Genomic DNA, 24448 nt, shown 5'->3' with positions numbered 1-24448 from the left:
ATTTCGAGAATGTTGTTTTGGGGAAACAGCAAGTAAAAGAACGATTTCTCGACCAATTGCACATGAATTGTTGGAAGCAAATACTCAGAGGGCAAAAACTAGTGAATATAAAGCATTCCAAAAGCTCCGAAGAGTTTGGTGTGAAGGTTCCTTCGGAACATTGAAATCTAAGCATAACCTGTATAAAACATATAAGAGGGGCATTGAAAAAATTTCTGAACAATGCCTTTTTTCAGCGTTGGCATTAAATTTAAAAAGAATTATAAAGGTAATGAATTAAGACAAAAATTATAAAGAAAACTAATAAATATACTCTTAAAAAGAGAATGGGAAAGGAGCAAAGCTCTTTTCCCATTTTGTCAACAGCCCCAACTATTGAGAGGATTTTTTAATGAGTGATTAAGATCTGTCCTTCATTGGATTATGGATATAAGGTCCTTTAATAGATAGATTCATTAATTGAAAGGCAATTTCTTCCTCAGATAAATGCATCCCTTTTTCTATCCACCAAATGATTACTTCTAAAAAAGCAGATTCCACATATTTAATAATTAATTCTCGATTGGCTGTAAGATTTTGATCGTTAGGTTCCATTTGATTCATTCCTTCAGAAATAAACTCATGGATAAATGCTAATAGCCCTGAGGTCAAAGTAGGGATACGATTGGTTACGAGTAATGCTCTGTAGAAAGGGTAATTTTCACCTATTTGATGAAATAATTGTACAAAACTAGGATGAGGCTGATCTTCCAGGAAATCAAAATTACCTAGAAATGACACTTGTTTGCTCACCTTTTCATGTAAATCATTTAAGGTTTCATCTATACATTGGTTCATCAAATCAGTTTTGTCCTTATAATGAAGGTAGAAAGTCGCTCGTTTCACTGTTGCACGTTCCGAAATATCCGCAACAGTAATTTGTTCGAATTCCCTTTCTTCCATTAACTCAATAAAAGCGCGCTTCAATAAACTTTGTGTTCGAACCGCACGAGGGTCTTTTCTTTTTGTTGACATGGAATACTTTCCTTTACGAAAAAGTTTTGGATAAAATTCTTCATTAAGTTTATCATTAGTCTTTATAGATGGAAAGAACCGGAAAACTTTATTATAGAATTTGCCTTGTTAGGGTATATAAAGAATACAGATGTAAATGCAATTTTTACCGATAGAACCTATGCAGGCAAAAGAAATTACTCTGTGTAGTCGATAAAGACAGTGGTAATAGGGAAAGACGTGTATGAAGCCCAGTTGAATAAAATGAAAATATTGTCAAAATGACACCCCTCTCTATTTAGGCTATAATAATAAAGTTCTAATCACCTTTCAAACAGTGGAAAGGGGTTTTTTTATGATTCATTTACATAAGGTTAGTAAAAGTTTTTCACATTTTCAGGTCATTAAATCGGCATCTTTAACGATCGATAAAGGTGAGATATATGGAATTATTGGGGCAAGTGGAGCGGGAAAATCGACTTTGCTGCGGCTAATGAATTTATTGGAAACACCGGACGAAGGCCAAGTAGAAGTGAATGGTCAAGATTTGACCAAATTGAACAGCAAAAAACTTCGACAAGCTCGACAATCGATCGGGATGATCTTTCAACATTTCAATTTAGTGGCGAATAAAACGGTTTACGACAATGTGGCTATTCCTTTAGAACTAGCAAAAGTTCCAAGACAAGAACGCCGCAACCGAGTAGTTGAGTGTCTTCAATTTGTTGGATTGGAGAGTTTATTGGATAAATTTCCTGCTGAATTAAGCGGAGGACAAAAGCAGCGGGTGGCTATTGCACGGGCATTAGCGAATCACCCGCAAGTTTTGTTGTGTGATGAGCCCACCTCCTCTCTTGATCCTAATACAACGGCTGAAATATTAGGTGTATTAGAAAATGTAAATAAAAGTCTCGGTGTGACGATTGTTATTGTCAGCCATGAGATGGAAGTGATTAAAAGTATATGTAATCGCGTAACTGTCATGGCAAATGGTGAAATCTATGACACGGTATCCATTGAACCAGAGGGGATCAAACAATTAAGTAAACGTCCAAATTGGTTTATCGAACAATTAATAAAGGATGGTGAGAAAAGCCATGCCTGAGATTTTAGTTCAATATCAAGCCGAGATTTGGACGGCAATCATCGAAACGTTCGTAATGGTTGGTGTCTCTATTGTTGCTGCTGTCCTAATAGGACTCCCAGTTGGGACGCTGCTATTTCTTTGCAGGAAAGGAAAAATACTTGAAAATCCATTCGTTTTTTCAGTTTTAAATTTATTAGTAAATACAATCCGTTCCTTTCCTTTTTTACTGCTTGTTGTTTTTTTAATTCCATTTACAAGATTAATTATTGGAACGGCGATTGGTACAGCAGTTGCAACTGTACCATTATCGATTATTGCGATTGCTCATTATTCACGTTTAGTCGAACAATCTTTATTGGACGTACCTAAAGGTGTGATGGAAGCGGCCATTTCGATGGGGGCTTCTGTTAAAGATATTATTTTTAAATTCCTTTTTGTTGAGGCTCGTTCTGGCCTTGTTCTTGGGTTAACTACATCCATTATTAGCTTTATTTCTTATTCAACGATAATGGGCGTAGTCGGAGGCGGCGGGATAGGAGACTTCGCCATTCGATACGGTTACCAGCAATTCAAAACAGATTTAATGATCTATATGATCGTTATTATGGTAATATTAGTACAGCTTATTCAATTTACTGGTACAACTGTATCTAGAATAATTGATAAAAGATAATAGTAAGGAGAAAAGACAAATGAAAAAGGTAATATTACTAGTAACGTTGTTTCTAATTCTTTTAACTGGCTGTGGCCAAGGGAATGAAACAAAGGAAAAGGACAGTAAAAAAACTGCAGCAGATAACGAAGAAGTAACATTAAAGGTAGCGTCATTAATTCCGCCAATGACGGAAATTCTTGATCTTGTTAAACCAAAGCTAGCGGAGGAAGGCATTAATCTAGAAATGGTTGTATTAGGTGATAACGTGCAGCCCAATACAGCATTAGCTGCAAAAGAAGTAGATGCAAACTTCTTCCAGCATGTTCCGTATATGGAAGAATTCAATAGAAACAATGATGCAGAGCTCGTTCCAATTGTCCCTATTTATTTTGCTAACTATGGGGTTTATGCAAAAGACTACAAGTCAATGGACGAACTGCCAGAGGGTTCCGTTATTGCCATTGCGAATGATGTTTCGAATATTGATCGTTCCCTATCTTTGCTGGCTCAGCATGGGGTAATTACTTTAAAAGAAAAAACAGGTCCCTATTATACACAAGCAGACATTACGGACAATCCTAAGAATTATAAATTCGAAGAGGTAGACTTGTTAATGCTAGCTCGAATGTATGATGATGCAGACGCAGTTGTTATGACACCTGCCTATGCTGCACCGCTTGGATTGACACCTAAAAGTGATGCGCTCCTTACAGAAGGAGTAGAAAATAACTTTGCCATTACTCTCGTAGCACGAAAAGACAATGCTGACTCAGAGGCAATCCAAAAGCTCGCCGAAGCGATGACAAGTACAGAGGTACGTGAGTTTTTAGAAAAAAATTATGACGAGACGGCTATTCCAGCGTTTAAATAGGATTTTTAAGGACCATTCGAGTTGTTATCTACAACGAGAATGGTTCTTTTTTATAGGGTCAGACAGGTTTAAGGGAAAAGCTGAACTAAGTCCGAAGTCAACCTGAGTTCAGACAGGTTTAAGAAGAAATAGCTAAACCAAGTCCGAAGTCACCCCAGGTTCAGACAGGTAGAAGAGGAAAAAGCTGAACTAAGTCCGAAGTCAACACGAGTTCAGACAAGTTCAAGAGAAAAAAGCTGTACCGAGTCCGAAGTCCACCTGAGTTCAGACAGGTTTAAGTGAAAAAAGCTGAACTAAGTCCGAAGTCGATACGAGTTCAGACAAGTACAAGAGGAAAAAGCTGAACCGAGTCCGAAGTCGATACGAGTTCAGACAAGTACAAGAGGAAAAAGCTAAACCAAGTCCGAAGTCGACCCAGGTTCAGACAGGTACAAGAGGAAAAAGCTGAACCAAGTCCGAAGTCACCCCAGGTTCAGACAAGTACAAGAGAAAAAAAGCTAAACCAAGTCCGAAGTCCACCCGGTTTCAGACAAGCTCAAGAAAAAAGGTCTCAATCAGTTCTGAAGGATTATATATGGGATTACTCACAAACCAACCATGACAAGGTTCTTATTCAAAATAAGTATCACTGGTAATTCCAAATGCAGTATAGTTTTTCTTTAAAATCCTGCTGATTGTTCTTTTATTTAAATCAACCTTACACCACTCATAAATGTTTTGGGTAGTAACCCGGTGATCTGGAAATAGGAGCTTAAATTCCTCCACATTTCGTAAAATAGCTGAGTCAATCTTTTCGTGTTCTCCACACTTTTCGGCATACAAAGTGATATCTTTTTCTGCAGATCATGAAAGACTTACAACACCTACAATATATCCCCTTTTGAAGTTGCCCATAGGTATACTCTGGCAATTTCATAAATGGATTTATCGTTTGGTGTAACGAAACTAATCTTTGAGCTAGTTTTCTATGTCCATCATTCAGTTTAGAGGGTGTTTTATTTAAATCTTTTAAAAAACGATTTACCTGGGTTGGAAGAATAACCGGTTGGTCCATTGGGGCCTGATACAAAGTGAATTCAGAGTTCACAAAGATAACGGAGGCTTCAACGAGGTAATTTTGTTTGAGGTTTTGGAGTAATTGGCGGAAAAGAGTAGTACTTCTTTTTAACTGATCTACAGGGTTCTTATATTCACGTCTGGTTGTGATAGAATAAAGCTTGTCCGATTCGAAGTAACAATCCCCCTGATAATTTTTTATATCTAAAAAATGAATAACGCCCTGTGAAATAATCAAAGTATCAATTTGAAAATAGGAGTTGTTAACCTCAAGTAGTAAATCGTTTATGATATATCTTTCTTCTAGAAGGCTTTCGGCAAGCTGATCAAATATTGTCTCCCCTTCATATCCCCTTTCAAGATTTATATAGTAGAGCTTTTCCTTTTCAGTTAATTCCATTCTTGTGTTTAAATAGCGCAATATCATTAATTCATCTGATTCTCCTCGAGCCTTAATTAACATAAGACCACTCCCCTTTCTTAACGTTTCTTTAATTATATTAAAAAATAGTAAGATTCCCTTAAGAGTATATGATTATTCAGTTAACATTTGTTCGTTTCGCAGATCCATAAATGGTAAACTCTCTGCCGTAGTATAAGAAAGGATAAGTGATACCGCGATTTTTCACGTGCAAAAACTCTATATCGTGGATGAACGGTTAAGTTCGAGCAAACGGGTATTTTAAAAAAATAAAGCTGACGAGGCTATATCCCCTTTGTCAGCTTTTCCAATTTAAAGCGTAAAGCGGGAGACTTGTTCGTCACTGATAATCAGCCCATCTACCTCTTGGAAACCTACTTTTTCGTAAACACGTTTTGCATGTACATTCGTTGGTTCATAGGACAGTGTAATCGTTTTGTGATGCTCCTCTTTTATATTCCTTATATCATCTATAACTAGTTTGACCGCTTCCTTTCCATATCCCAGTCCTTGATATTTATGATCAATCATCATGCGATAAATCCAGTACTCATGATCGTCTTCATCAATGCCATATAACGCCAAACCAATCATTTCCTTGTCATGATAGATTCCTTTTGCATGGAAGTTTTCTAGAAAGTTTAATTGAGCAAGGGATACAGCATTTGATGCCACAAACTTCACTTGATCTTCTCGGACGCGGAGTGAAATGGCTGTAATCCAATTGTCTTTCGTAATCGTATCTAAATGCAGCATGCTTCATCTCTCCTTTCATTAATTATACATAATTGTTAGTTAATTTGGATTAGTTGAATTACATTTTTATCTATAGGTCTTCCTTTTCAATTTTCAGTGACATAGGCTTAAGCAAAAAGATGATCATGCTTAAATTTTAGTGAACTTTGCAAAGCTGGGAGGTAGAAATTTACAATTCCCGAACAATTCAGTTGGAGCAAGGAAAGGGAAAATTAGAGATGAATAAAGACAAAGCAGGGAAAAAGCCGTTCAAAAGATTATGAAAAGAGGTATGTTAGCTGCAGCAGTACTTGTAATAGCTATCTCTATTACCGTTGCTGCGGCCCATAATACGGATTATTTCAAGATGCTTTTTGGTGTGTGAAAGGGATGAGTAGTAATCCCACAGATCAAGTGACCATTGATTAAAATGAAGGTAGAAGAAAGTATAAGTGGAGGGAAAAGCGTGATTATTATGGCTTCCTTTGAGAGAGGACAGATCTGCTTTTCCTGAAGACGCAGTCATCGCCACTCTAGAATTATACGTGAAAAATGGAGCAAGTTACATGGTTGATTAGCAAGTAACGGAGGATGGCAAGAAGCTTATAGTCATGTTTGGTATGAAGTAAAAAGTACTTTTGGGAAAACAGCCTTCATTGTTAAGCATAGGAAAACTTAATAATTTTTATAAATAAAGACCACCTTTCATTGATAGGTGGTCTTTCCTTGTTAATTGTTGAAGTTATTAAGAACATTGAAGTTGGTGGGAAAAGGATCTTGTACCCTTGTCTCACAGTAATTAAAGTGCTCGCAGTACAGCGCGTACTGGGCTGGCGTCTGCGCCTTCAATGGCAAGCGGCAAGGCAATGAGTTCATAATCGGCCGGCTCAATATTGGTTAGGACGATATTCTCTAAGATATATACACCGTTCTGATTCAATGAGTGGTGTGCCGTCATTGATTTACTGTCGACTGCATCCACAGATGGCCCGTCCGTTCCAAGCAGGCGAATTCCTTTCTCTTTGAGGAAAGGTCCGATGTTTTCTTTAAAGACTGTGAAGCTTTCGGGGAATTGCTTTATATTCCTTTTCCCGCTTGTTTTTAGAAGGAGCCGTTCGATCCCCTCCAGATTATAAGACTCCAACTCCTCTTTTCCAATAGCTTCGAGGCCCGTTACATCGATGACCCGTGCTTTTCCAACATATATATTCACATCTAACTCATGCACTTTCTCTCCGTTCCCATCGAAGTGATAGGGGGCATCGATATGTGTCCCTGTATGAACACCAGTATGGATTTGGCCAATATTCACTGACCCTGTTTGTTCCTTTGTGAAGCTTAACTTGAATGTAAATGGCAGATCTCCTGGCCAAACAGCTATGTCATTTGTGAGAGGCTGTGTAATATCGATCCATTTTTCTTCTTTCATAAAAGCACCACCTTGAGTCATTTTTTTCGCAGATTAACAGAATGTAAAACCCACTTTTAAGTTAAATGATGCCGAGCGTATTCAGGAATACAACAATGATCGTAATGGGTGCCACACATATCATTAGAAAGCGCCAAGCGGGATATAGCTTTGGTGCTGCTGTGCTGTTTAATTCAAATTCATGCTTAACAAGTGACTTATCCGCGCTATAGATGATGAAGAATGAAATCAGCAGGCTGCCGAATGGAAGCAGGATATTACTGACAAGGAAATCTGTCGCATCAAAAATGCTTTTTCCAAAAATCATTAAGTCGCTTAGACTGCTTGAAGATAAAGCGGCTGGAATGGCTGCTAGGAAAATAATGAGCCCAGAGATCCATGTCACCTTGCTTCTTGATCTTTTTCCATTTGCTGTAAAAGCGGCTACAATGATTTCATACAAACTAAAGGAGGAGGTCAATGTAGCAAATAAGAATAATAATAAGAATAGGCTCAAGAATACTTCGCCAAATGGGAGCTGAGAAAAAACGGACGGCAATACCATAAACAGTAATCCAGGTCCCTCTGCTGGCTCATAGCCGAAAGCAAATACGACTGGGAAGATGGCAAGTCCAGCTAATAAGGAAACGAAAATATTCATGCCGACAACCGCACTGGCAGAAGACGTTAAGCTTACATCCTTTTTTAAATAAGAGCTGTAGGTAACCATACAGGAAAATCCGACCGCTAATGAGAAGAATGACTGTCCCAGCGCATATAGAATGGATTCACCAGTTATTTTTGAAAAGTCGGGCGAGAGGAAGAACTTTACTCCTTCCAGTGCGCCTTCAAGAGTCAAGGCACGCACAACTAAAATAATAAAAAAGATGAATAATAGCGGCATCATATATTTATTTGCTTTTTCAATTCCGTTTGAGACACCAAGCGAAATGACGAGAACATTAATTAAAGAAAAAATAAGCAAGCCAAGAATCGTAATCCATGGGGTCCCAATGATCGAACCAAATAAATCAGGATAGCTTGCCCCATCAGCAATAATATTTCCGGGAATAGACAAACCACTATAAACAAGAACCCATCCGCCAACGACACTGTAAAAGGATAGGAGCAAAAAACAGCCGAGGACTCCTAGTCGGCCAACCCACACCCACAGGCTGTTTGGTGCCAAGTTCTTATACGCGCTGACCGCTTCTTTGCCTGATCCCCTGCCAATAATAAATTCAGAAATAAGCAGAGGCAGGCCGATTAGCAATGTAAATGCGACGAATAGGAGAAAGAAAGCGCCCCCGCCGCTCATTCCTGTTACATACGGAAACTTCCATATGGCGCCAAGACCAATAGCCGCCCCAGCAGACGACAAAATAAATCCAATCTTGGATGTCCACTGATCCTTATTTACCTCCACTTCACATCACCCTTTTCTAAATTAACGAAATAAACGTTAAAAATAATCACCGGTCCGTCTCACAGACCGGCGATAGGAGTTCAATTTTATCATAGATTATCGGACCGTTCGCCTCCTATCTCAAAACTTTTAGACCGGAAATGAATGGTCTGTTTACGGCCGAACGTCTTACTAACATTCGGGAAGGATGAAAATCGACTAGGAACCTTGCTGAATAAAGCTTATAGTTCTGTTCGTAAATCCCAAAGCTCTGGGAAGAATCGGTGATCAAGCACCTGCTTCAAATAATTCACCCCTGAAGAACCGCCAGTTCCTACTTTGAACCCGATAATTCGTTCTACTGTCTTCATATGGCGGAACCGCCACTGCTGAAGCCAATCTTCTATATCAACAAGCTTTTCGGCCAATTCGTATAAATCCCAGTATTGGTCGACATTGCGGTAAACCTCACGCCAAGCTGCGGCTACACTTGGGTCTCCTGCATATACATTCGAAAAGTCCCGATCGAGCAATTCTGGATTAATGTCAAAGCCTGCACGGGCTAATGCTTTAATCGAGACATCATAAATGCTTGGCGCCTGAAATGCAGTCTGAAGTGCTGCATGAACAGCAGGATCCTTCTCATAGATTTTTAGAATATGAGTGGACTTATAGCCAAGAGCAAATTCGATGAGTCTGTATTGGTAAGACTGGAAGCCAGAAGCCTTTCCAAGTGTGTCGCGGAATTGCAAATACTCAGCAGGTGTTAAGGTGGACAAAACATCCCAAGCTTGAATGATTTGCGTCTGGGTTTTAGAGACACGGGCAAGCTTTTTAAAGGCAGAATGCAGCTCATCTTGTTCAATTTCTTTAATTGCTGAGGAAAGCTCATGCAAAATAAGTTTCATCCAAAGCTCGCTTACCTGGTGGATAATGATGAACAGCATTTCATCATGATGGTCTGATAGTCGCCGTTGGCTTGTAAGAATTTTATCAAGATGCAAGTATTCCCCATATGTCATATTCTCTTTGAAATCTGTATGAATTCCTTTTTCTTTTTCAAGATTTTTATAAAGATCTGAGATGGATTTTGACATTGTGTTCTCCCCCTTTGGAGTTGAGTATCATGTATCATGGCTACTAGCGGCTGATGGAATCTATCGAGTGATTCTATTCTATTTTACGCAACTACATCGCGCTTGTTCTCAAATTTCTTATACTGCTCTTCTTCCATGATTTTTTTCAAAATCTGCACAACTTCCCGTACTTCTTCAAATGTATTGTATAAAGCAACAGGAGCAAGTCGAATGCCATTCGGTGTACGGAAGTCAGGAATGACCCCGTTATCTTTCAAAGCTTTACAAATGCGAGCTGCCTCTTCATGTTCAAGAAATACATGGCCGCCCCTTCGGACTGCATCAAGCGGGTTTCCAATCTTGAACCCAAAACAGCTTAATTCAATGTTAATGAGATCAAGCATATAATCGGTTAACTTTAAAGATTTTGTGCGGATTTTTTCTATTCCTGCATCAGCAAACATCGATAGAGAACCTAATAGCGGTGCTGCACTCAGTAAATTAGGCGTGCCCATTTGCATAGCTCCTGCAGTTGGTGCCGGAGTTAAGTCATGCTCCATGTCAAATTGTTTGTCCTTATCCGAACTAAACCAGCCTGCAAGCCCGGGATTAGCCCCAAAGTGCGTCTCGTTTACATAGATGCCGGCTACAGCTCCTGGTCCGCCATTTAAATGCTTATATGAGCACCAGAAGGCAAAATCTACGCCCCACTCACTTAATGAATGTGGAATGGAGCCAATGGAATGGCATAAATCAAAGGCAACTATGATCCCTCTTTTGTGTGCTTCCTCGGTTATCCGCTTCATATCTAGTATTTGGCCACTGCGGTAAAGAACGCCTGCAAGGACAATCAGTGCCACTTCGTCTGTCATTGCCTCAATAATATCCTCTTCACGGATTGTTAGCCCATCCCTGCTTTTCACTTGCACTAAATGTTCATCTGGATTGAGTCCGCGAATGTTCAGCTGGCTTTTTAAAGCATAAATATCGGTTGGAAAATTCAACTCATCTGCAAGAATCTTTGTTTTTTTTTCTTCCGGCTGATAAAAGGTAGAAAGGATTTGATGTAAATTAATTGTCGTGGAACCGGTTACAATTACTTCTTCAGGCTTTGCACCGATAAGTGGTGCTGTCATCTCCCCAAGCTTTTCAGGGAGATAGAACCACGGATTTTCCCCCTTTAGCCAGCCGTCAATGCCATAAGTCTTCCATGATTCAAGTACGTTATGAAGTGCTTGCTCAGCCCTTCTCGAAAGAAGTCCAAGAGAGTTCCCGTCAAAGTAAATGGTTCCTGTCTGCAGGTAAAATTCGTTTCGATACTGTTTTAGTTCATCCTCAGAATCAAGCTTTTGGGCATAGGCCTTTGTTAAAAACTCCTTTTCACTCATATGGACCAGCTCCCTTTCTTATGGAATGTTCTTTATAAAAATAGAATGAAGTATTTAATTGATATTATGTCAATGATATAATATCAATTAACAGATTGTAAAGAAAATACTTAAAATTTAGAATATGTTAAAAATTGTTAAGACGAGGTGAAATGAGTGAATCATGAAGACGGTTTATCCAAGAGACAGCAGAAGGCACTGCAAACCCGATTAAATCTACTGAATGCCGGTAAAGTCATTTTTCTAAAAGAAGGCTTTCAAAAAGCAACGATGACGGAGATTAATAAACGGGCAAATACTGGCTATGGTACGGCCTATGTGTATTTCAAAAATAAAGATGAGCTATTTGCTGAGCTAATGGAAAATATAGTAGAGAAAATGTATGATGTTGCAAGCATGCCCTTTGAGCCCACGACAGTGGAAGAAGCGTATTCGCAAATAAAAGCGCAGGTAAGATTATTCATCCAGGCGGCATTAGATGAACAAGAGACGATGAAGGTTATAAAGGAGGCCATCGGAATTTCAGAAATGGTAGAAAGAAAGTGGAGTCAGATTCGTGCCCGATTTATTGCTGAGATAACAAAGGATATTACTTTCGTTCAGACGGCCGGAATGGCTAACAAGGATATAGAAGCTTCTTTGATTGCTAGAGGCTGGTATTATATGAATGAACAGCTGATGTGGGATATCGTGCTTGGGGAGGTTGTAGAAGACCTCACTATTGTAGCTGAAAATCTAGCTTTACTTTATACAAGGGGCCTCTACAAAGTTAGGTAATCTTCAAAAATCAAAATAGAGCCTTACCAGAGCTTTCTGATAAGGCTCTATTCCTTTAGAGATTACTTCCTCCCAGCCGTCCAATTCATCCCCCATTTATGGGCACGGTCCATTTGCTTATGTCCATCATAGTATTCTACAAGCCTTTTAACATTGAAGGATTTGTTTTGGACATTTTCAATCATGGCGATGGCACACATAATCTTGCCATTTCGATGTTCGTCCATTTTTACAACAATGTCTTGTCCGTTCTGATACTTAAGGGTTACCACGCCATCAACTAGATTCGCCCCTTTTTGTTAACTGAATCATTTGTACCACTCCTAATATTGAATTTTAATAGACTGGATGCATACATAATCTTTCTAAAGTAAGATTGTAAGTGGGTAAATCTGATGCGAAGGTCGTGGTGTTCTTAGTTACGAGGTGTAAGAAAATGTATTATCACGTAGTTACCCCCATTTTACAAAAAATGATAGAAAATATATACCTTCGTGTGAAAACTTCTCTAGTGACAGGAAAAGGTATATCATTGAAGGAAAGAATAACTTGAACGGATTTATGGAACAAAAAGTAAAAAAAGCAGGTGCTATATGAACACATTGTTATTTGTCGTCATCATCCTAACAGCTTCCATCCTTCAAACAAGTACAGGTTTTGGTTTTTCCATATTGGCTACTCCCTTTCTTCTACTGCTCTTTGAACCAACTGAAGCGATCCAAATGAACTTACTATTATCGCTAGTGATTTCTATTGCTTTAATAAGGAAGGTTAGAAAGGATATTGATTTTGGAATCGTGAAAAGATTTGTGATCGGAAGTGGAATAGGCCTGCCAATAGGAATCATCATCTTTATGCTAATAGACATCAATAAGTTAAAGTTAGTCATAAGCCTTATTATTTTGGCATTAACCATTTTGCTTATCCTTAAGTTTCGCATGAAACAGGGGAAGAAGAGAGACCTAGCTGTTGGCGGACTTTCAGGTGCTCTTACAACGAGTATAGGCATGCCTGGACCGCCATTGTTGTTATACTTTTCAGGAACAGATACGCAAAAGGAAAAGCTGCGAGGGACTACGCTGGCATTTTATATGTTTATTTATTTGATCAGTTTAGTTATCCAGGTTATTTTTGCTGGGACGAATAAAACAGTCTGGGTATCAAGCGCTGCTGCACTTCCATTAGTATTTATCGGTTTGTATGTGGGGCAGCTTTTATTTAAAAGAATTAACCAGCAAATTTTTCGTATCTTCACGTATATTATTTTATTGTTTACTGGTGTTTATTTGTTTATTGAAAGTTTGCTATAACTTAAATCAAGAAATGATTAAAGGCAGTTCCTATTTTCATAGGTGCTGCCTTTTTTGCATACAGTAATAATTTATTTAAACTTCATGGGTGGTTGGGCTGGAGAGAAAAGATTGTGAAAACAAAATGTAATCGAGCGTTTTACATAAAGTGAACCTTTGAAAAGCAGCAATGAAACAACAAGTGATACAGGAATGCTTAAAGCGATAGGAAGATCAATGCCATGCCAAATACTCATTTTTATTTGTTCGAAACCGATGGTTCGTAGTATCCCGGCTATTATGGAGATTAGTGCACTCAACATCATTCCTAGATAAAGGACAGAAAGGACAGGGATTGTTAACGACAATAAGAAGGAAAGGATCGTTTTTTTTATATTCATGGATTCTCACTCCGTATAATCTGTTGGACTTTAGCATTCGGAGAGATGGTACAGCTTTTTGTATAGGTAAGTGTTTGAATATTGCACTGGCTGCCAACATCCACAACATCCCCCTCAACGATTTCCGCATCTGTATAGGCAAGCTGCAATTGTCTTCCTTTAATAAACTGGCAGATTAGTTTTTTCTTTAATGAAATGGACTTTCTATCCTTTTCTATAAACGCTGTATCTGTAATTAATCGGTTGATCCTGCTCTCACCTGATAATTTTAGCTGAAAGTGTTTTGTGTGAATTTCTTTTACGGTAATCAGCCCAATGGAATCAAGGTGTTCTGAATGAAGCATTTGTTCAATGGTAAGCTTTCCTGAACTGGAAAGCTTCGCTGCACGCACATTTTTCATTTTTAAATTTCCGGCATTGATGATCTCTTTTACCTCGCAATTGCCTTTTATGACACATGATCCAGAGCTTTTTAACAGATCTGCTGCAACATGAGAATGAAAGGTACTAAAGCCATGAGTGGAGATCTCTTTGAGGTGGATTTCTTGGTGTAATGTAACAGAACCACGTATGTTCAATCGTTCGCAGTCTTTAGCTAATTCCTTGATATGACCGCTTGTCAGAGTGATGCTTCGGGGCTTTTGAGCCTTTTGGTTTTGCATTCCTTCACACCGCCTTATTTAATTAATATATATTTTAATAATTAAAATATATATTAATTAAAATACATTGATTGGTGATTTGTCAAGAAGGGATTAGATTAATCACCTATACTATCTGGTTGTATGAGGATATAAAAAGCTTTTTCCATAATTGGACAATAAAAAAAGGATTTCAATATAGATGAAATCCTTAAAAAATGGCACTCATTAATGAATTAACTTCTTTTAATATTTTTGCCATATCTGTTAGCTTCTCGGATGGGAATTTCAAAAAGATGGCATGGACTTTTTCTTCACCCATCCTCGTCAAGACCATTTTTACAACTCTGCGGTCTTCAGTTTCTCTTACACGCTGAACTACATTTAATTTTTCCAGTTTATCGCACATCGATGTAACAGCTCCAGGGGTTACATTAAAGAAATCAGCAATTTCAGTTGCTTTCATTCCATTATTGATTTTTAGCTGAAGCAGAAGTATAAGCTGATTCTGGGTGAGTGACTCCCCTTCTGATAGCAGGTTGACAAACATTTTAGACTTTTGTTGTATATCAAGCATTTCTTTCATAATGATTTCCACATTATGTATCTGTTCATTTTTTGCCATTGGATCACAGCCTAATATAGTATTTTACTTATTAAAATATATGGTAAGTATATAATTAATCTTTGCCAATGCCAATAGATCTTCCCAAGAGTACTACGTATAGATATTTATTTAACTGTCACTTTTTTCAATAAAGTAATCTTTTAGCTTTTGTTATTTACATACGATCTATTGACCTATAGATTATTCTGAAATAATTAATTCAGTGTTCGTATGTCTAAATTCATTAATTAAATCTTTATTAACGTTTTCATCCGTAATAATGTAATTAATTTGCTCAATAGGAGCTATTGCAATAGTGACATCTTTTCCGAACTTTGTACTATCGGCAGCAACGTATATTTCTTTGGAGCGTTCAATGATTTTTTTCCGGGTAAGAGCTTCTTCAACATTATAGTCGGAAATACCTCTTTCAAGCGTAATGCCGCTTGTACAAATAAATGCTTTCAATATATTTAATTCATTAAAATTAAATAAATAGTCAAAGGTTACAACAGATTGCTCATTTTTCCTTATCTTTCCGCCAATGATGATTAGTTCAACATCCGTATTCATCAGCTCGGTTATTACAGGAATGGAATTTGTTACGACAGTTAAGTTTTTCTTGTTTTTAATGTATTTTGCAATTTGATAAGTTGTTGAGCCGCTATCAATAAATATACAATCCCCGTCGTTAATCCATTCACTGCATGTTCTCGCAATGCTCTCTTTTTCTTCTAAGTGGCTAATCATCCGTTCATCGATCGCAGATTCACCAAATTTTGATTCTACTATCTTAACCCCACCATAAATCTTTTCAATTTTCCCTTGTTTCGTAAGGAGATTTAAATCTCTGCGAAGTGTATCAACGGAAACGTTTAGTTTATCCGTTAGTTCAGATATTTTAAGGACTTTTTTTATCGTTAATAAATCAATAATTTTTTTTTGCCTTTCAAGTGGAAACATATTTTCACCCATTTAAATTTAATTAGATGCAGCTATAGTAATTCCAGTTTACTGATAAATCTCGGCGTACTCAATAGATTTATATAAATGACAATAAGGAAAACAGCGAAAGTTAGTAACGATTTGGTATTAAGTTAGTAAAGATATAGGCAAAATTTACATAAACTATACAAAAATCTTTATTCAAATTTACATATCATTTTTATACTGAAGTTGTATTTAGGGAGGTGAGCCGTTTGCTGAAATTGCAAAATATAAGCAAACAATTCGATCAAAAGATCGTTTTAGAAAATATAAATCTTGAAATAAACACTGGCGAGATTGTTTCCCTACTAGGTCCAAGCGGAAGCGGAAAAACAACATTATTAAATATCATTCTCGGATTAACAAAAATGGATGAAGGAAAAATCATTTTTAATGGGCGGGATGTAAGCAATGTACCAATGAAGGACCGGGAATTTAATATTGTTTTCCAAGACTATGCACTTTTTCCTCATTTAAATGCCTATGAAAATATTGTTTATGGGTTAAGAAATAAGAAGGGAATGGATTCTGAAAAGGAGCTTCAGGAATATATCGATTTCTTAGAATTAAAGCCGCATTTAACAAAGAAAATAGGGGAATTATCAGGCGGGCAAAAACAAAGAGTTGCTCTTGCAAGAACACTGGTTACAAAGCCGAAAATATTGCTATTAGATGAGCCGCTGAGCGCACTGGACGGGGTAATAAAGGAATCAATTAAACAGCGTATTCAATCCATTGCAAAAGAGTATAAGCTTACAACAATTATTGTTACGCATGATCCGGAAGAAGCTTTAACACTGTCTGATAAGGTATTAATTATTAATCGGGGGAATATTTCGCAGTTTGGTACTTCTAGGGAGATTATCAATCAGCCAAGTAATGATTTTGTAAAGGATTTTATTTTAAAACAGCTACAAATAAAGCGGCAAAATATATTCAATTTATTTGGTGAGAAGTATGCCTAATGTAAGACCAGAAATGCGCATCGTTTATTTCCTGTTAGCATTATTATTTGCTGGTTTTCTCCTATTGCCTCTGTCCGTGTTATTTATTCGATCCTTTGAAACGAGCAGCGGGTTTGATCTTTCCAATTATCTTTCGGTTCTGTCGAATAAAGAGATAATAGAGTCAATTGGAAATAGTTTCAAAGTTTCAAGTGCGACAGCGGTGATAACGACTATTCTAGCATTTACATTGGCTTATTCGATTAACTGTACGAGAATCTATCAGCCACTAAAAAGAGTGATTGGAACGGTAATTATTCTCCCGATGCTCCTGCCTACGATTACATATGGATTTGCTATTATGTATTCATTTGGAAACCAAGGGTTAATAACAAAGATAATCGGCCATGGATTTTTTGACATATACGGCTTTAATGGTTTATTAATCGGCTATGTGATCTATACATTGCCAGCTTCCTTTCTTCTTATTAATAATTCCTTTAAATATGTTGATAAGAAATTTATCATCGTTTCCAAGTTAATGGGTGATGGGACGTTAAGAAGCTTTTCGAATACGATTGTTCGTCCATTAATCGGAACCTTAGGCGGTGCCTTTGTTCTTTCCTTTATTTTAAGCTTTACAGATTTCGGAATCCCTGCATCAGTTGGGGGAACGTACTCTGTTGTTTCAACCCAACTGTATCAAGTAATGCTAGGGTCCATTCCTGACTTTAATCATGGGGCTGTCATTGCCGTTCTTATGTTATTACCAGCAGTGCTAGGCGTTTTTCTGTTATACTTCCTTGAAAAATTTAACTTTCAATACGAAAAGATTACCGACATAGAGTGGACGCAAAATAAATATCGGGATACTTTTCTAGCAATGATTTCATCGATCTTTTTATTAGGGATGCTGTCTATTTTTGCCGTTATGTTTATTGCGCCATTTCTTAATAGTTTTCCTTATAATCTATCGTTTACCTTTAAGCATATTTTGAATGTGTTTCAATCGGGTGATTTAGTAGCTGTTTATAAAAATTCATTTGTAGTTTCTATTTTAACAGCCATTATTGGCACTGTTATTGCCTACAGTTCTGCAATTCTAAATGTACGCACACAATTAAAAGGAAGAACAGCAATCGATATCGTTTCAATGATTACAAATACTGTTCCAGGTATGGTGCTTGGCTTATCGTATTTGCTTCTTTTTAATGGCAGTAGTTTAAAAGGAACATTTATCATCATCATCCTATGTAATATTGTTCACTATTTTACTACTCCCTATTTAATGGCCAAAAACTCTTTATCTAAAATGAATCGATCTTGGGAAACGACGGGAGAGTTACTTGGAGATAGCTGGATTAAGACCATTTATCGGGTCATTCTGCCAAACTCAGTATCTACTGTTATTGAGATGTTTAGTTACTATTTTATCAACTCAATGGTAACGATTAGTGGAATTATCTTTCTAGTTACAGCTCAAACTTCATTAGTTGCGAGCAAAATTAAAGAACTGCAGCATTTTGCAAAATTCAATGAAATATTTGTTTTATCTTTACTCATCTTTTTTACTAATCTATTAATCAAATTCCTTTGTGATTATTTGCAGAAAAGGCAAGTAGTAAATGGTAAAAAAATATATAGAAAAAGTGAGGCGGCATAATGATGAAAAAAATGATCCTGATTCTATTCGCTTTAGGTTTTGTGATTGCGTTAGCAGGTTGTAACAGTCAAAAAGAAGAGGAAGTCGTTATTTATACGAATGGGGATGAAGAAGCTGTTGCGGCAATGGAAAATGCCTTAAATAAGGCTGGCTATGAGGGAGAGTATGTTTTTCAATCGTTAGGAACGTCTGAATTAGGCGGGAAGTTAATAGCAGAGGGTAAGGAAATCGAAGCTGATTTAGTGACAATGAGTTCTTATTTTCTTGAAAGCTCACAAGAGGAGCATTCGATGTTTAAAGATTTAGCTTTTGATGCGAAGGCATTAGAGGAATATCCATCCTTCTATACGCCGATTTTATCCAATTCAGGTGCCATTTTTGTCAATACGGAAGTACTGAAGGAAAAAGGGCTGGAAGCACCAACATCTATTAAAGACTTAACAAAACCAGAATTTAAAGGATTAGTGTCTATTCCGAATATCGTTGATTCTTCAACAGGCTGGCTGTTAATCCAAGCGATTATAAGTGAGTACGGGGAACAAGAAGGAAAAACGATTCTTCACGAGTTGATTGCTAATGTGGGCCCACACTTAGAAAGCTCTGGCTCAGGTCCAATTAAAAAAGTCCAGGCTGGAGAAGTGGCGGCAGGTTTTGGACTTCGCCATCAAGCGGTCCAAGCAAAGGAATCAGGTGCACCGATTGATTATGTCGATCCAGTGGAAGGCAACTTTTCTCTTACCGAATCGATTGCTGTTATTGATAAAGAGGGTGAAACAACAGATTTAGCTATGAAGATGGCAGAGGTAATTATTAGCGATGCAAGGAAGGAATTATTGTCATCCTATCCGGTTGCTCTTTACAAAGGGGAGACAGTTGATGAGGTGAACAAGCCAGCTCATTCGATGACATTCGCCCAACCGTTAACAGTAAAGTTATTGGAACAGCACCAAGCATTTTTTAATTCAGCAAAATAATAATTGGAGTGTGAAGGAACATGCATAATTATAAGCTTTTGACACCGGGTCCGCTGACAACTTCTCGTACAGTGAAAGAGGAAATGCTTTATGACCGCTGCACTTGGGATGATGATTATAAAGGAATTACGCAAAAGATTCGTATACAGCTGCTTGAATTAGCTGGTGTATCGCAGCAAGATTACTCGGTTGTGCTTATGCAAGGAAGCGGGACATTTGCGGTTGAATCTGTGATGACATCAGCCGTTTCGGATGAAGATAAGGTTCTCATTGTGACGAACGGTGCTTATGGAGAGCGGATTGTAAAAATCGCACACTATATAGGGCTTAATTACCGTGAATATCGTGCCGCCTATAATGAGTACCCAAATGAAGATGAAATTAAAGAGATTTTAGAAGAAGATCAAGCGATTACCCATTTGGTTATGGTTCATTGTGAAACAACGACAGGCATTTTAAATCCGATGGAGATGATATCGAGATTATCAAAGGAATACGACAAAACGTTAATCATCGATGCAATGAGTAGTTTTGGAGGGATAGATATAAATATTCCTGAACTTGGAATTGATTATCTAATTAGCAGTGCGAATAAATGTATTCAAGGGGTTCCGGGATTTGGCTTTGTTATTGCCAAACGGGATAAACTTGCAGCTTGTGAAGGAAATGCTCGGAGCTTATCATTAGATCTATTTGATCAATGGAAGGAAATGGACAAGGACGGGAAATGGCGATTTACATCCCCAACGCATGTTGTAGCTGCCTTTTCGAAAGCTATTGATGAATTGCTTGCAGAAGGCAGGATCCCAGCCAGACATCACCGCTACCAAAATAATAACCAAATTTTGCGGGATAGACTTGAAAGGATTGGCATTCACACGTATATTACAGCAGAAAAACAGTCACCGATCATTACAACCTTTCTTTTCCCAAGCGAACAATTCTGCTTTGAAGATTTCTATTTGTATGTGAAAGAACGAGGATTTGTCCTTTATCCAGGAAAGCTGACAGATGTGGATACATTCCGAATTGGCAATATTGGGGAAATTTATGAAGAAGATATAGAGGCATTATGTAATATTATTGAGGAATATCTGGAGGGATGCCAGCATGCATAAAGTTGAAGGGGTTATCTTAGATTGGGCTGGAACAACTGTTGATTTTGGATGTTTTGCTCCTGTAAATGTATTTATTGATATTTTTAAACATGCAGGCATTGATGTAACGATGGAAGAGGCAAGAGCACCCATGGGCATGCTAAAGATTGATCATATTCGTGAAATGCTAATGATGCCAAGGGTTTCCGGATTATGGGAAGCTAAGTTTGGGAGAAGATTCAATGAGCAAGATGTAGAGGATTTATATGCCGAATTTGAGCCTGCATTAATGTCCTCCTTAAAAGAATATACGGATCCCATTCCTAGGGTGGTAGAGACAGTACAAAAGTTGAAGGAGATGGGGCTGAAAGTTGGTTCGACAACAGGGTATACCCAATCAATGATGGATGTTGTTGTTCCTCATGCAGCTAGTAAAAGCTATAGTCCTGATTTCTATATAACTCCTGATGGAACAAATTCTCTTGGAAGACCGTATCCTTATATGATTTATCGTAATATGGAGGCATTGAAACTTTCTGCTGTGTGTAAGGTTATCAAAGTGGGTGATACGGTTTCAGATATTAAAGAAGGGGTTAATGCAGGGGTTTGGTCAGTTGGTGTCATTATAGGAAGCTCTGAACTAGGTTTAAGCTTAGATGAATTTAATGCTTTATCAAAGATAGACCAAGAAACAGCTATCGCTAAAACCGAACAAACCTTTATCCAAAATGGGGCCGATTTTACAATGAAATCAATAAGTGAATTGCCGCAGTTAGTCGAGAGGATTAACCACCTTATTGCAGAAGGGAAAAGACCATATACAAGAGTTGAAAAGATCGAGTAGATTTAGCATAGTACATTACATAAATTTCTATTTGACGTTTTCCGCTGCATTCTATATTATATTGAAAAGATACCCGAACTTGATCGGGAGAGGTTCATAGCTTATACCCTCTATAAAAAACTATGGATACATGACAATACGCCATGTCCATAATAGGACATGGCTTTTTTTGTTTTATCCTATTTGTTTGCAATAGAATGGTTGAACGAGCCTCTTTTGAAAAGTGTTGGGAAACATTTTACAAGGAGGCTTTTTTATGTCTGGACGCAAGCTGGAAGAAGGATTAAAGGATTTAACACTCTTAGGCAATCAGCAAACACAATATCGATCTGATTATGCACCTGAGGTATTGGAGGCGGTCGATAGCCTGCATTCTAATCGGGATTATTTTGTAAAATTTAACTGCCCGGAATTTACAAGCTTATGCCCCATAACAGGTCAGCCTGATTTTGCAACGATGTACATCTCGTACATCCCAGATAAGAAAATTGTGGAAAGTAAGTCTCTGAAGCTCTATTTATTCAGTTTCAGAAATCATGGTGATTTTCATGAGGATTGCGTCAACATTATCATGAACGATTTAATTAAATTACTAGATCCACGGTATATTGAGGTTTGGGGAAAATTCACACCGCGCGGGGGCATATCGATTGATCCATGGTGCAATTATGGGAGACCCGGCACGAAATATGAAGAGATGGCGAATCATCGGCTGATGAACCATGATCTCTATCCTGAAAAAGTAGATAATCGATAAGGCAGGTAAAGGACATGATTTTATATTTAAATGGTATATATGTCGGGCTTTTAATTTTGGCTAATATTGTGGCTGTTAAGCTATTTAGTATTGGGGACTTTGCGATCTTGCCAGCAGCTGTTATTATCTATATTTTTACGTATCCAATTATCGATGTGATTGTCGAGGTTTATGGAAAAAAGGAAGGGCAGAAGACAGTTCATGCTGGTTTGATCATGCAAGTTCTAGCCGTTCTATTTATTACAATTGCGATTCATTTGCCAGCAGCTCCCGTATTTAAAAACCAGGAGTCCTTCGAAACAATCCTAAACGGAAGCTTTCGAGTGATTATCGCGAGTCTAATTTCTTATGCGATTAGTCAAAATCTAGATGTTTTTGTATTTAATCGATTAAAGAGCAAGCATGGACAGAAAAAACTTTGGCTTCGTAATAATGCCTCCACCATGCTGAGTCAATTGGTCGATACAACTATTTTTATTACGATTGCTTTCTATGGAACAATGCCTGTTGCTATCCTAGGAAGCCTAATTCTAACCCAATATGTTTTTAAGTTTTTTGCATCGATTTTTGTTACTCCGCTTGTTTATTTATTGGTTCATCTTATTAGGAGACAAGAAACAACATCTATCGTTCAAAAGGAAATTTAATATTTTTGAGTGAAAAAATTAGTAGAAATAGTCCATTCCATATTGAACTGCACCCCCATTGCTAGATACATCTAAACGATTGGAGGTGCAGTTTTTCTATGACTAAATATTCATTTGAATTAAACCTAGAGGCTGTAATATCCTATTTAGAAGGGAACCGACGCTGCGTTTTATGCAGGAATCTGTCTTGCTTTTACCTGGGACAGTAAACCTGTCCACATGTCCCTACCATTCTGTATGAAAGATCCCTTCTCTGTCATTTCTTTCATAAGTGTGGGCACCGAAGTAGTCGCGTTGTGCCTGTAATAAGCTGGCATTAGATGTGCCTGTGCGATAGCTGTCATAGTAAGTGAGTGAGGCACTTAAGCAAGGGAATGAGACCCCAGAGTTAATGCCCTCGCAAAGTACTTTACGCAAGCCTGATTGATATGCCTTTGCTTTTTTAGCAAAATACGGTGCAATTAACAAATTCGCCAAATTTGGCTGAGACTGATATGTTTCACTAATGACATTGAGAAATTCTGCACGAATAATGCAGCCGCCACGGAAAATGAGGGCGATATCCTTTAAAGGTAAATCCCAGCCATACAGTTCAGAAGTCATTTTATATTGTGTAAACCCTTGTGTGTAGGCACAAACCTTTCCCATGTATAACGCTTGTCTAACATACTCAATCCAAACCTCTTTATCTAATGGCTGCTGATTCATATTTGGGTCAGCTAGGATGCTTTCTGCAGTCAATCGTTCTTCTTTTAAAGAGGATAGATATCTTGAAAATAATGATTCCGTAATAATAGAAGAAGGGATTCCGTTATTAATCGCTTGAACACTTGTCCATTTTCCTGTTCCTTTTTGTCCTACTCTATCAAGAATGACATGGATGAGGGGCAATCCTGTTAATTCGTCTTTTTTTCTTAAAATGTCTGCAGTGATTTGGATTAAATAACTATTTAGTTCTCCTTGGTTCCATGTGTCGAAAATGTCTGCAATTTCATGAACGCTCAAATGGAGTCTGTCTTTTAAAAATGTATACGCTTCTGTAATTAATTGCATATCTGCATACTCGATCCCGTTATGTACCATTTTTACAAAGTGACCAGACCCTTTTGGACCAATATAAACACAGCATGGGGTGTTGTCCACTTGTGCTGCTATTTTTGTAAGAATGGGAGCCACTTTCTCATATACTTCTTTATCCCCGCCTGGCATGATAGAAGGTCCCTTTAAAGCACCGACTTCGCCACCGGAAATCCCAATTCCTAAATAGTCAATTCCTTTAGACTTCAGCTCATCGTATCTGCGTTCTGTATCGTCGTAATGAGAGTTCCCGCCGTCCATAATGATATCGCCTGCTTCAAGAACAGGCATTAATGAACGAATCACTGAATCAATCGGTTTGCCTGCTGTAACCATAAGAAAGATTTTTCTTGGCGTTTTTAATGACTGAACAAAGTCTTGGATTTCGTAGTATGGATGGATTCCCTGTCCTTCACTTTTTTGAACAAGCTGATCGGTTAAATCCCTCGTATAGTTATAAACGGCTACTTGTTCTCCTTTACTAGCCATGTTTAAAGCGAGATTACTGCCCATTACGCCTAAACCAATAATACCGATTGTATTGAACATTCTTCTGAGCTCCTTTTAACTTAGATTAATAGGCAGTAAAACTCCGATTTCAATCGAGAGGTTTTACTGCCTAGAAAGGATAAATTTATATTGCCTTTA

Annotated in this window: 26 protein-coding genes and 1 riboswitch; of the genes, 13 read left to right on the top strand and 13 right to left on the bottom strand. The window is 37.8% G+C overall.

All coding sequences use genetic code 11. The annotated features are described in order from the left end of the window. Positions 1–280, top strand: a 280-nt coding sequence (locus AN957_RS27265) for a transposase (protein WP_218970984.1), incomplete at its 5' end; no start/stop codon positions are given. Between the two features lie 119 nt (positions 281–399). Here the strand turns inward: AN957_RS27265 and AN957_RS26035 are convergent. After that, on the bottom strand, positions 400–1014 hold the full coding sequence (locus AN957_RS26035) for a TetR/AcrR family transcriptional regulator (RefSeq protein ID WP_056686949.1): 615 nt from the start codon (positions 1012–1014) through the stop codon (positions 400–402). A 334-nt stretch (positions 1015–1348) separates the two neighbouring features. Between AN957_RS26035 and AN957_RS26030 the strand changes: the two genes are divergently transcribed. From AN957_RS26030 to AN957_RS26020, 3 genes are read left to right on the top strand one after another with little or no spacing between them, the layout of a single operon-like run. Next, positions 1349–2098, top strand: coding sequence for a methionine ABC transporter ATP-binding protein (locus AN957_RS26030; RefSeq protein WP_056686945.1), 750 nt, complete (start codon positions 1349–1351; stop codon positions 2096–2098). Continuing rightward, positions 2091–2753, top strand: a complete 663-nt coding sequence (locus tag AN957_RS26025) for a methionine ABC transporter permease (RefSeq protein WP_056686943.1) — start codon at positions 2091–2093, stop codon at positions 2751–2753. The genes AN957_RS26030 and AN957_RS26025 overlap by 8 nt, the downstream gene beginning before the upstream one ends. 19 nt (positions 2754–2772) lie before the next feature. Continuing rightward, complete coding sequence (locus tag AN957_RS26020; RefSeq protein WP_053478379.1) at positions 2773–3606, top strand: MetQ/NlpA family ABC transporter substrate-binding protein; 834 nt, start codon at positions 2773–2775, stop codon at positions 3604–3606. Between the two features lie 784 nt (positions 3607–4390). Here the strand turns inward: AN957_RS26020 and AN957_RS26015 are convergent. The 6 genes from AN957_RS26015 to kynU all read right to left on the bottom strand — a co-directional run bounded on the left by AN957_RS26015 (position 4391) and on the right by kynU (position 11095). Beyond that, positions 4391–5125 (bottom strand): nuclease-related domain-containing protein, encoded by a 735-nt coding sequence (locus tag AN957_RS26015; RefSeq protein ID WP_321172081.1) that lies wholly within the window; start codon positions 5123–5125, stop codon positions 4391–4393. 270 nt (positions 5126–5395) lie between these two features. Then, positions 5396–5839, bottom strand: coding sequence for a GNAT family N-acetyltransferase (locus AN957_RS26010; protein WP_053478380.1), 444 nt, complete (start codon positions 5837–5839; stop codon positions 5396–5398). Between the two features lie 778 nt (positions 5840–6617). Next, positions 6618–7247, bottom strand: coding sequence for an arylformamidase (gene kynB, locus AN957_RS26005; protein ID WP_053478381.1), 630 nt, complete (start codon positions 7245–7247; stop codon positions 6618–6620). A 61-nt stretch (positions 7248–7308) separates the two neighbouring features. Beyond that, the gene (locus AN957_RS26000; RefSeq protein WP_053478382.1) at positions 7309–8652 is read right to left on the bottom strand and encodes a sodium-dependent transporter; all 1344 of its coding nucleotides are present in this window, start codon (positions 8650–8652) and stop codon (positions 7309–7311) included. A 221-nt stretch (positions 8653–8873) separates the two neighbouring features. Next, complete coding sequence (kynA, locus tag AN957_RS25995; protein WP_053478383.1) at positions 8874–9728, bottom strand: tryptophan 2,3-dioxygenase; 855 nt, start codon at positions 9726–9728, stop codon at positions 8874–8876. A gap of 83 nt (positions 9729–9811) precedes the next feature. Further along, entirely contained in the window at positions 9812–11095 is a 1284-nt protein-coding gene (kynU, locus tag AN957_RS25990) for a kynureninase (RefSeq protein WP_053478384.1), read from the bottom strand. Positions 11096–11251: 156 nt separating this feature from the next. Here kynU and AN957_RS25985 point away from each other — a divergent pair, with 156 nt between their 5' ends. Next, positions 11252–11872: a TetR/AcrR family transcriptional regulator gene (locus AN957_RS25985; RefSeq protein WP_053478385.1), complete on the top strand. Its 621-nt coding sequence runs from the start codon at positions 11252–11254 to the stop codon at positions 11870–11872. Between the two features lie 62 nt (positions 11873–11934). On the opposite strand, the gene AN957_RS25980 is transcribed toward AN957_RS25985, so the two are convergent. Then, positions 11935–12144, bottom strand: a complete 210-nt coding sequence (locus AN957_RS25980; protein WP_053478386.1) for a hypothetical protein — start codon at positions 12142–12144, stop codon at positions 11935–11937. A 321-nt stretch (positions 12145–12465) separates the two neighbouring features. Between AN957_RS25980 and AN957_RS25975 the strand changes: the two genes are divergently transcribed. Further along, entirely contained in the window at positions 12466–13182 is a 717-nt protein-coding gene (locus AN957_RS25975; RefSeq protein WP_053478387.1) for a sulfite exporter TauE/SafE family protein, read from the top strand. Between the two features lie 71 nt (positions 13183–13253). On the opposite strand, the gene AN957_RS25970 is transcribed toward AN957_RS25975, so the two are convergent. The 4 genes from AN957_RS25970 to AN957_RS25955 all read right to left on the bottom strand — a co-directional run bounded on the left by AN957_RS25970 (position 13254) and on the right by AN957_RS25955 (position 15773). Further along, positions 13254–13562 carry a hypothetical protein gene (locus tag AN957_RS25970; RefSeq protein ID WP_053478388.1) on the bottom strand — a complete coding sequence of 103 codons (309 nt, stop codon included), beginning with the start codon at positions 13560–13562 and terminating at the stop codon, positions 13254–13256. Beyond that, positions 13559–14224: a hypothetical protein gene (locus tag AN957_RS25965; RefSeq protein ID WP_056686941.1), complete on the bottom strand. Its 666-nt coding sequence runs from the start codon at positions 14222–14224 to the stop codon at positions 13559–13561. The genes AN957_RS25970 and AN957_RS25965 overlap by 4 nt, the downstream gene beginning before the upstream one ends. A 190-nt stretch (positions 14225–14414) precedes the next feature. Beyond that, positions 14415–14828 (bottom strand): MarR family winged helix-turn-helix transcriptional regulator, encoded by a 414-nt coding sequence (locus AN957_RS25960; protein WP_053478390.1) that lies wholly within the window; start codon positions 14826–14828, stop codon positions 14415–14417. A gap of 183 nt (positions 14829–15011) precedes the next feature. Next, the gene (locus AN957_RS25955; protein WP_053478391.1) at positions 15012–15773 is read right to left on the bottom strand and encodes a DeoR/GlpR family DNA-binding transcription regulator; all 762 of its coding nucleotides are present in this window, start codon (positions 15771–15773) and stop codon (positions 15012–15014) included. 236 nt (positions 15774–16009) lie between these two features. Here AN957_RS25955 and AN957_RS25950 point away from each other — a divergent pair, with 236 nt between their 5' ends. The 7 genes from AN957_RS25950 (at position 16010) to AN957_RS25920 (ending at position 22723) form a co-directional block, all read left to right on the top strand. Beyond that, complete coding sequence (locus AN957_RS25950; RefSeq protein ID WP_056686938.1) at positions 16010–16762, top strand: ABC transporter ATP-binding protein; 753 nt, start codon at positions 16010–16012, stop codon at positions 16760–16762. Next, positions 16755–18404 (top strand): ABC transporter permease subunit, encoded by a 1650-nt coding sequence (locus AN957_RS25945; RefSeq protein WP_053478393.1) that lies wholly within the window; start codon positions 16755–16757, stop codon positions 18402–18404. Before AN957_RS25950 ends, AN957_RS25945 begins: the two co-directional genes overlap by 8 nt. Then, on the top strand, positions 18404–19378 hold the full coding sequence (locus AN957_RS25940) for an extracellular solute-binding protein (protein WP_053478394.1): 975 nt from the start codon (positions 18404–18406) through the stop codon (positions 19376–19378). Before AN957_RS25945 ends, AN957_RS25940 begins: the two co-directional genes overlap by 1 nt. 20 nt (positions 19379–19398) lie before the next feature. Further along, complete coding sequence (locus AN957_RS25935; protein ID WP_056686936.1) at positions 19399–20496, top strand: 2-aminoethylphosphonate--pyruvate transaminase; 1098 nt, start codon at positions 19399–19401, stop codon at positions 20494–20496. Further along, entirely contained in the window at positions 20489–21319 is an 831-nt protein-coding gene (gene phnX, locus AN957_RS25930) for a phosphonoacetaldehyde hydrolase (protein WP_056686933.1), read from the top strand. The genes AN957_RS25935 and phnX overlap by 8 nt, the downstream gene beginning before the upstream one ends. A gap of 83 nt (positions 21320–21402) precedes the next feature. Beyond that, positions 21403–21449, top strand: a riboswitch (PreQ1 riboswitch). Positions 21450–21575: 126 nt separating this feature from the next. After that, entirely contained in the window at positions 21576–22076 is a 501-nt protein-coding gene (gene queF, locus AN957_RS25925) for a preQ(1) synthase (RefSeq protein WP_053478397.1), read from the top strand. Positions 22077–22090: 14 nt separating this feature from the next. Further along, complete coding sequence (locus AN957_RS25920; protein WP_056686932.1) at positions 22091–22723, top strand: queuosine precursor transporter; 633 nt, start codon at positions 22091–22093, stop codon at positions 22721–22723. A 225-nt stretch (positions 22724–22948) separates the two neighbouring features. Here the strand turns inward: AN957_RS25920 and gnd are convergent, their stop codons facing one another. Next, a complete protein-coding gene (gene gnd, locus AN957_RS25915; protein ID WP_056686929.1) occupies positions 22949–24349 on the bottom strand; it encodes a decarboxylating NADP(+)-dependent phosphogluconate dehydrogenase in 1401 nt (466 codons plus the stop codon). Positions 24350–24448: the final 99 nt, after the last annotated feature.

The organism is Cytobacillus solani (genome assembly GCF_001420595.1).
GTDB classification, from domain to species: domain Bacteria; phylum Bacillota; class Bacilli; order Bacillales; family Cytobacillaceae; genus Cytobacillus; species Cytobacillus solani.
Note: the sequence above shows the minus strand (reverse complement) of the source record. Positions and strands in the feature narration are given on the sequence as shown.

Excerpts from the sequence above, each read along its gene's own strand:
- AN957_RS26035 (WP_056686949.1), bottom strand. The coding sequence starts at position 1,014 with ATGTCAACAAAAAGAAAAGACCCTCGTGCGGTTCGAACACAAAGTTTA.
- AN957_RS26030 (WP_056686945.1), top strand. The coding sequence starts at position 1,349 with ATGATTCATTTACATAAGGTTAGTAAAAGTTTTTCACATTTTCAGGTC.
- AN957_RS26025 (WP_056686943.1), top strand. The coding sequence starts at position 2,091 with ATGCCTGAGATTTTAGTTCAATATCAAGCCGAGATTTGGACGGCAATC.
- AN957_RS26020 (WP_053478379.1), top strand. The coding sequence starts at position 2,773 with ATGAAAAAGGTAATATTACTAGTAACGTTGTTTCTAATTCTTTTAACT.
- AN957_RS26015 (WP_321172081.1), bottom strand. The coding sequence starts at position 5,125 with ATGTTAATTAAGGCTCGAGGAGAATCAGATGAATTAATGATATTGCGC.
- AN957_RS26010 (WP_053478380.1), bottom strand. The coding sequence starts at position 5,839 with ATGCTGCATTTAGATACGATTACGAAAGACAATTGGATTACAGCCATT.
- kynB (WP_053478381.1), bottom strand. The coding sequence starts at position 7,247 with ATGAAAGAAGAAAAATGGATCGATATTACACAGCCTCTCACAAATGAC.
- kynA (WP_053478383.1), bottom strand. The coding sequence starts at position 9,728 with ATGTCAAAATCCATCTCAGATCTTTATAAAAATCTTGAAAAAGAAAAA.
- kynU (WP_053478384.1), bottom strand. The coding sequence starts at position 11,095 with ATGAGTGAAAAGGAGTTTTTAACAAAGGCCTATGCCCAAAAGCTTGAT.
- AN957_RS25975 (WP_053478387.1), top strand. The coding sequence starts at position 12,466 with ATGAACACATTGTTATTTGTCGTCATCATCCTAACAGCTTCCATCCTT.
- AN957_RS25970 (WP_053478388.1), bottom strand. The coding sequence starts at position 13,562 with ATGAATATAAAAAAAACGATCCTTTCCTTCTTATTGTCGTTAACAATC.
- AN957_RS25965 (WP_056686941.1), bottom strand. The coding sequence starts at position 14,224 with ATGCAAAACCAAAAGGCTCAAAAGCCCCGAAGCATCACTCTGACAAGC.
- AN957_RS25960 (WP_053478390.1), bottom strand. The coding sequence starts at position 14,828 with ATGGCAAAAAATGAACAGATACATAATGTGGAAATCATTATGAAAGAA.
- AN957_RS25955 (WP_053478391.1), bottom strand. The coding sequence starts at position 15,773 with ATGTTTCCACTTGAAAGGCAAAAAAAAATTATTGATTTATTAACGATA.
- AN957_RS25945 (WP_053478393.1), top strand. The coding sequence starts at position 16,755 with ATGCCTAATGTAAGACCAGAAATGCGCATCGTTTATTTCCTGTTAGCA.
- AN957_RS25940 (WP_053478394.1), top strand. The coding sequence starts at position 18,404 with ATGATGAAAAAAATGATCCTGATTCTATTCGCTTTAGGTTTTGTGATT.
- AN957_RS25935 (WP_056686936.1), top strand. The coding sequence starts at position 19,399 with ATGCATAATTATAAGCTTTTGACACCGGGTCCGCTGACAACTTCTCGT.
- phnX (WP_056686933.1), top strand. The coding sequence starts at position 20,489 with ATGCATAAAGTTGAAGGGGTTATCTTAGATTGGGCTGGAACAACTGTT.
- queF (WP_053478397.1), top strand. The coding sequence starts at position 21,576 with ATGTCTGGACGCAAGCTGGAAGAAGGATTAAAGGATTTAACACTCTTA.
- AN957_RS25920 (WP_056686932.1), top strand. The coding sequence starts at position 22,091 with ATGATTTTATATTTAAATGGTATATATGTCGGGCTTTTAATTTTGGCT.
- gnd (WP_056686929.1), bottom strand. The coding sequence starts at position 24,349 with ATGTTCAATACAATCGGTATTATTGGTTTAGGCGTAATGGGCAGTAAT.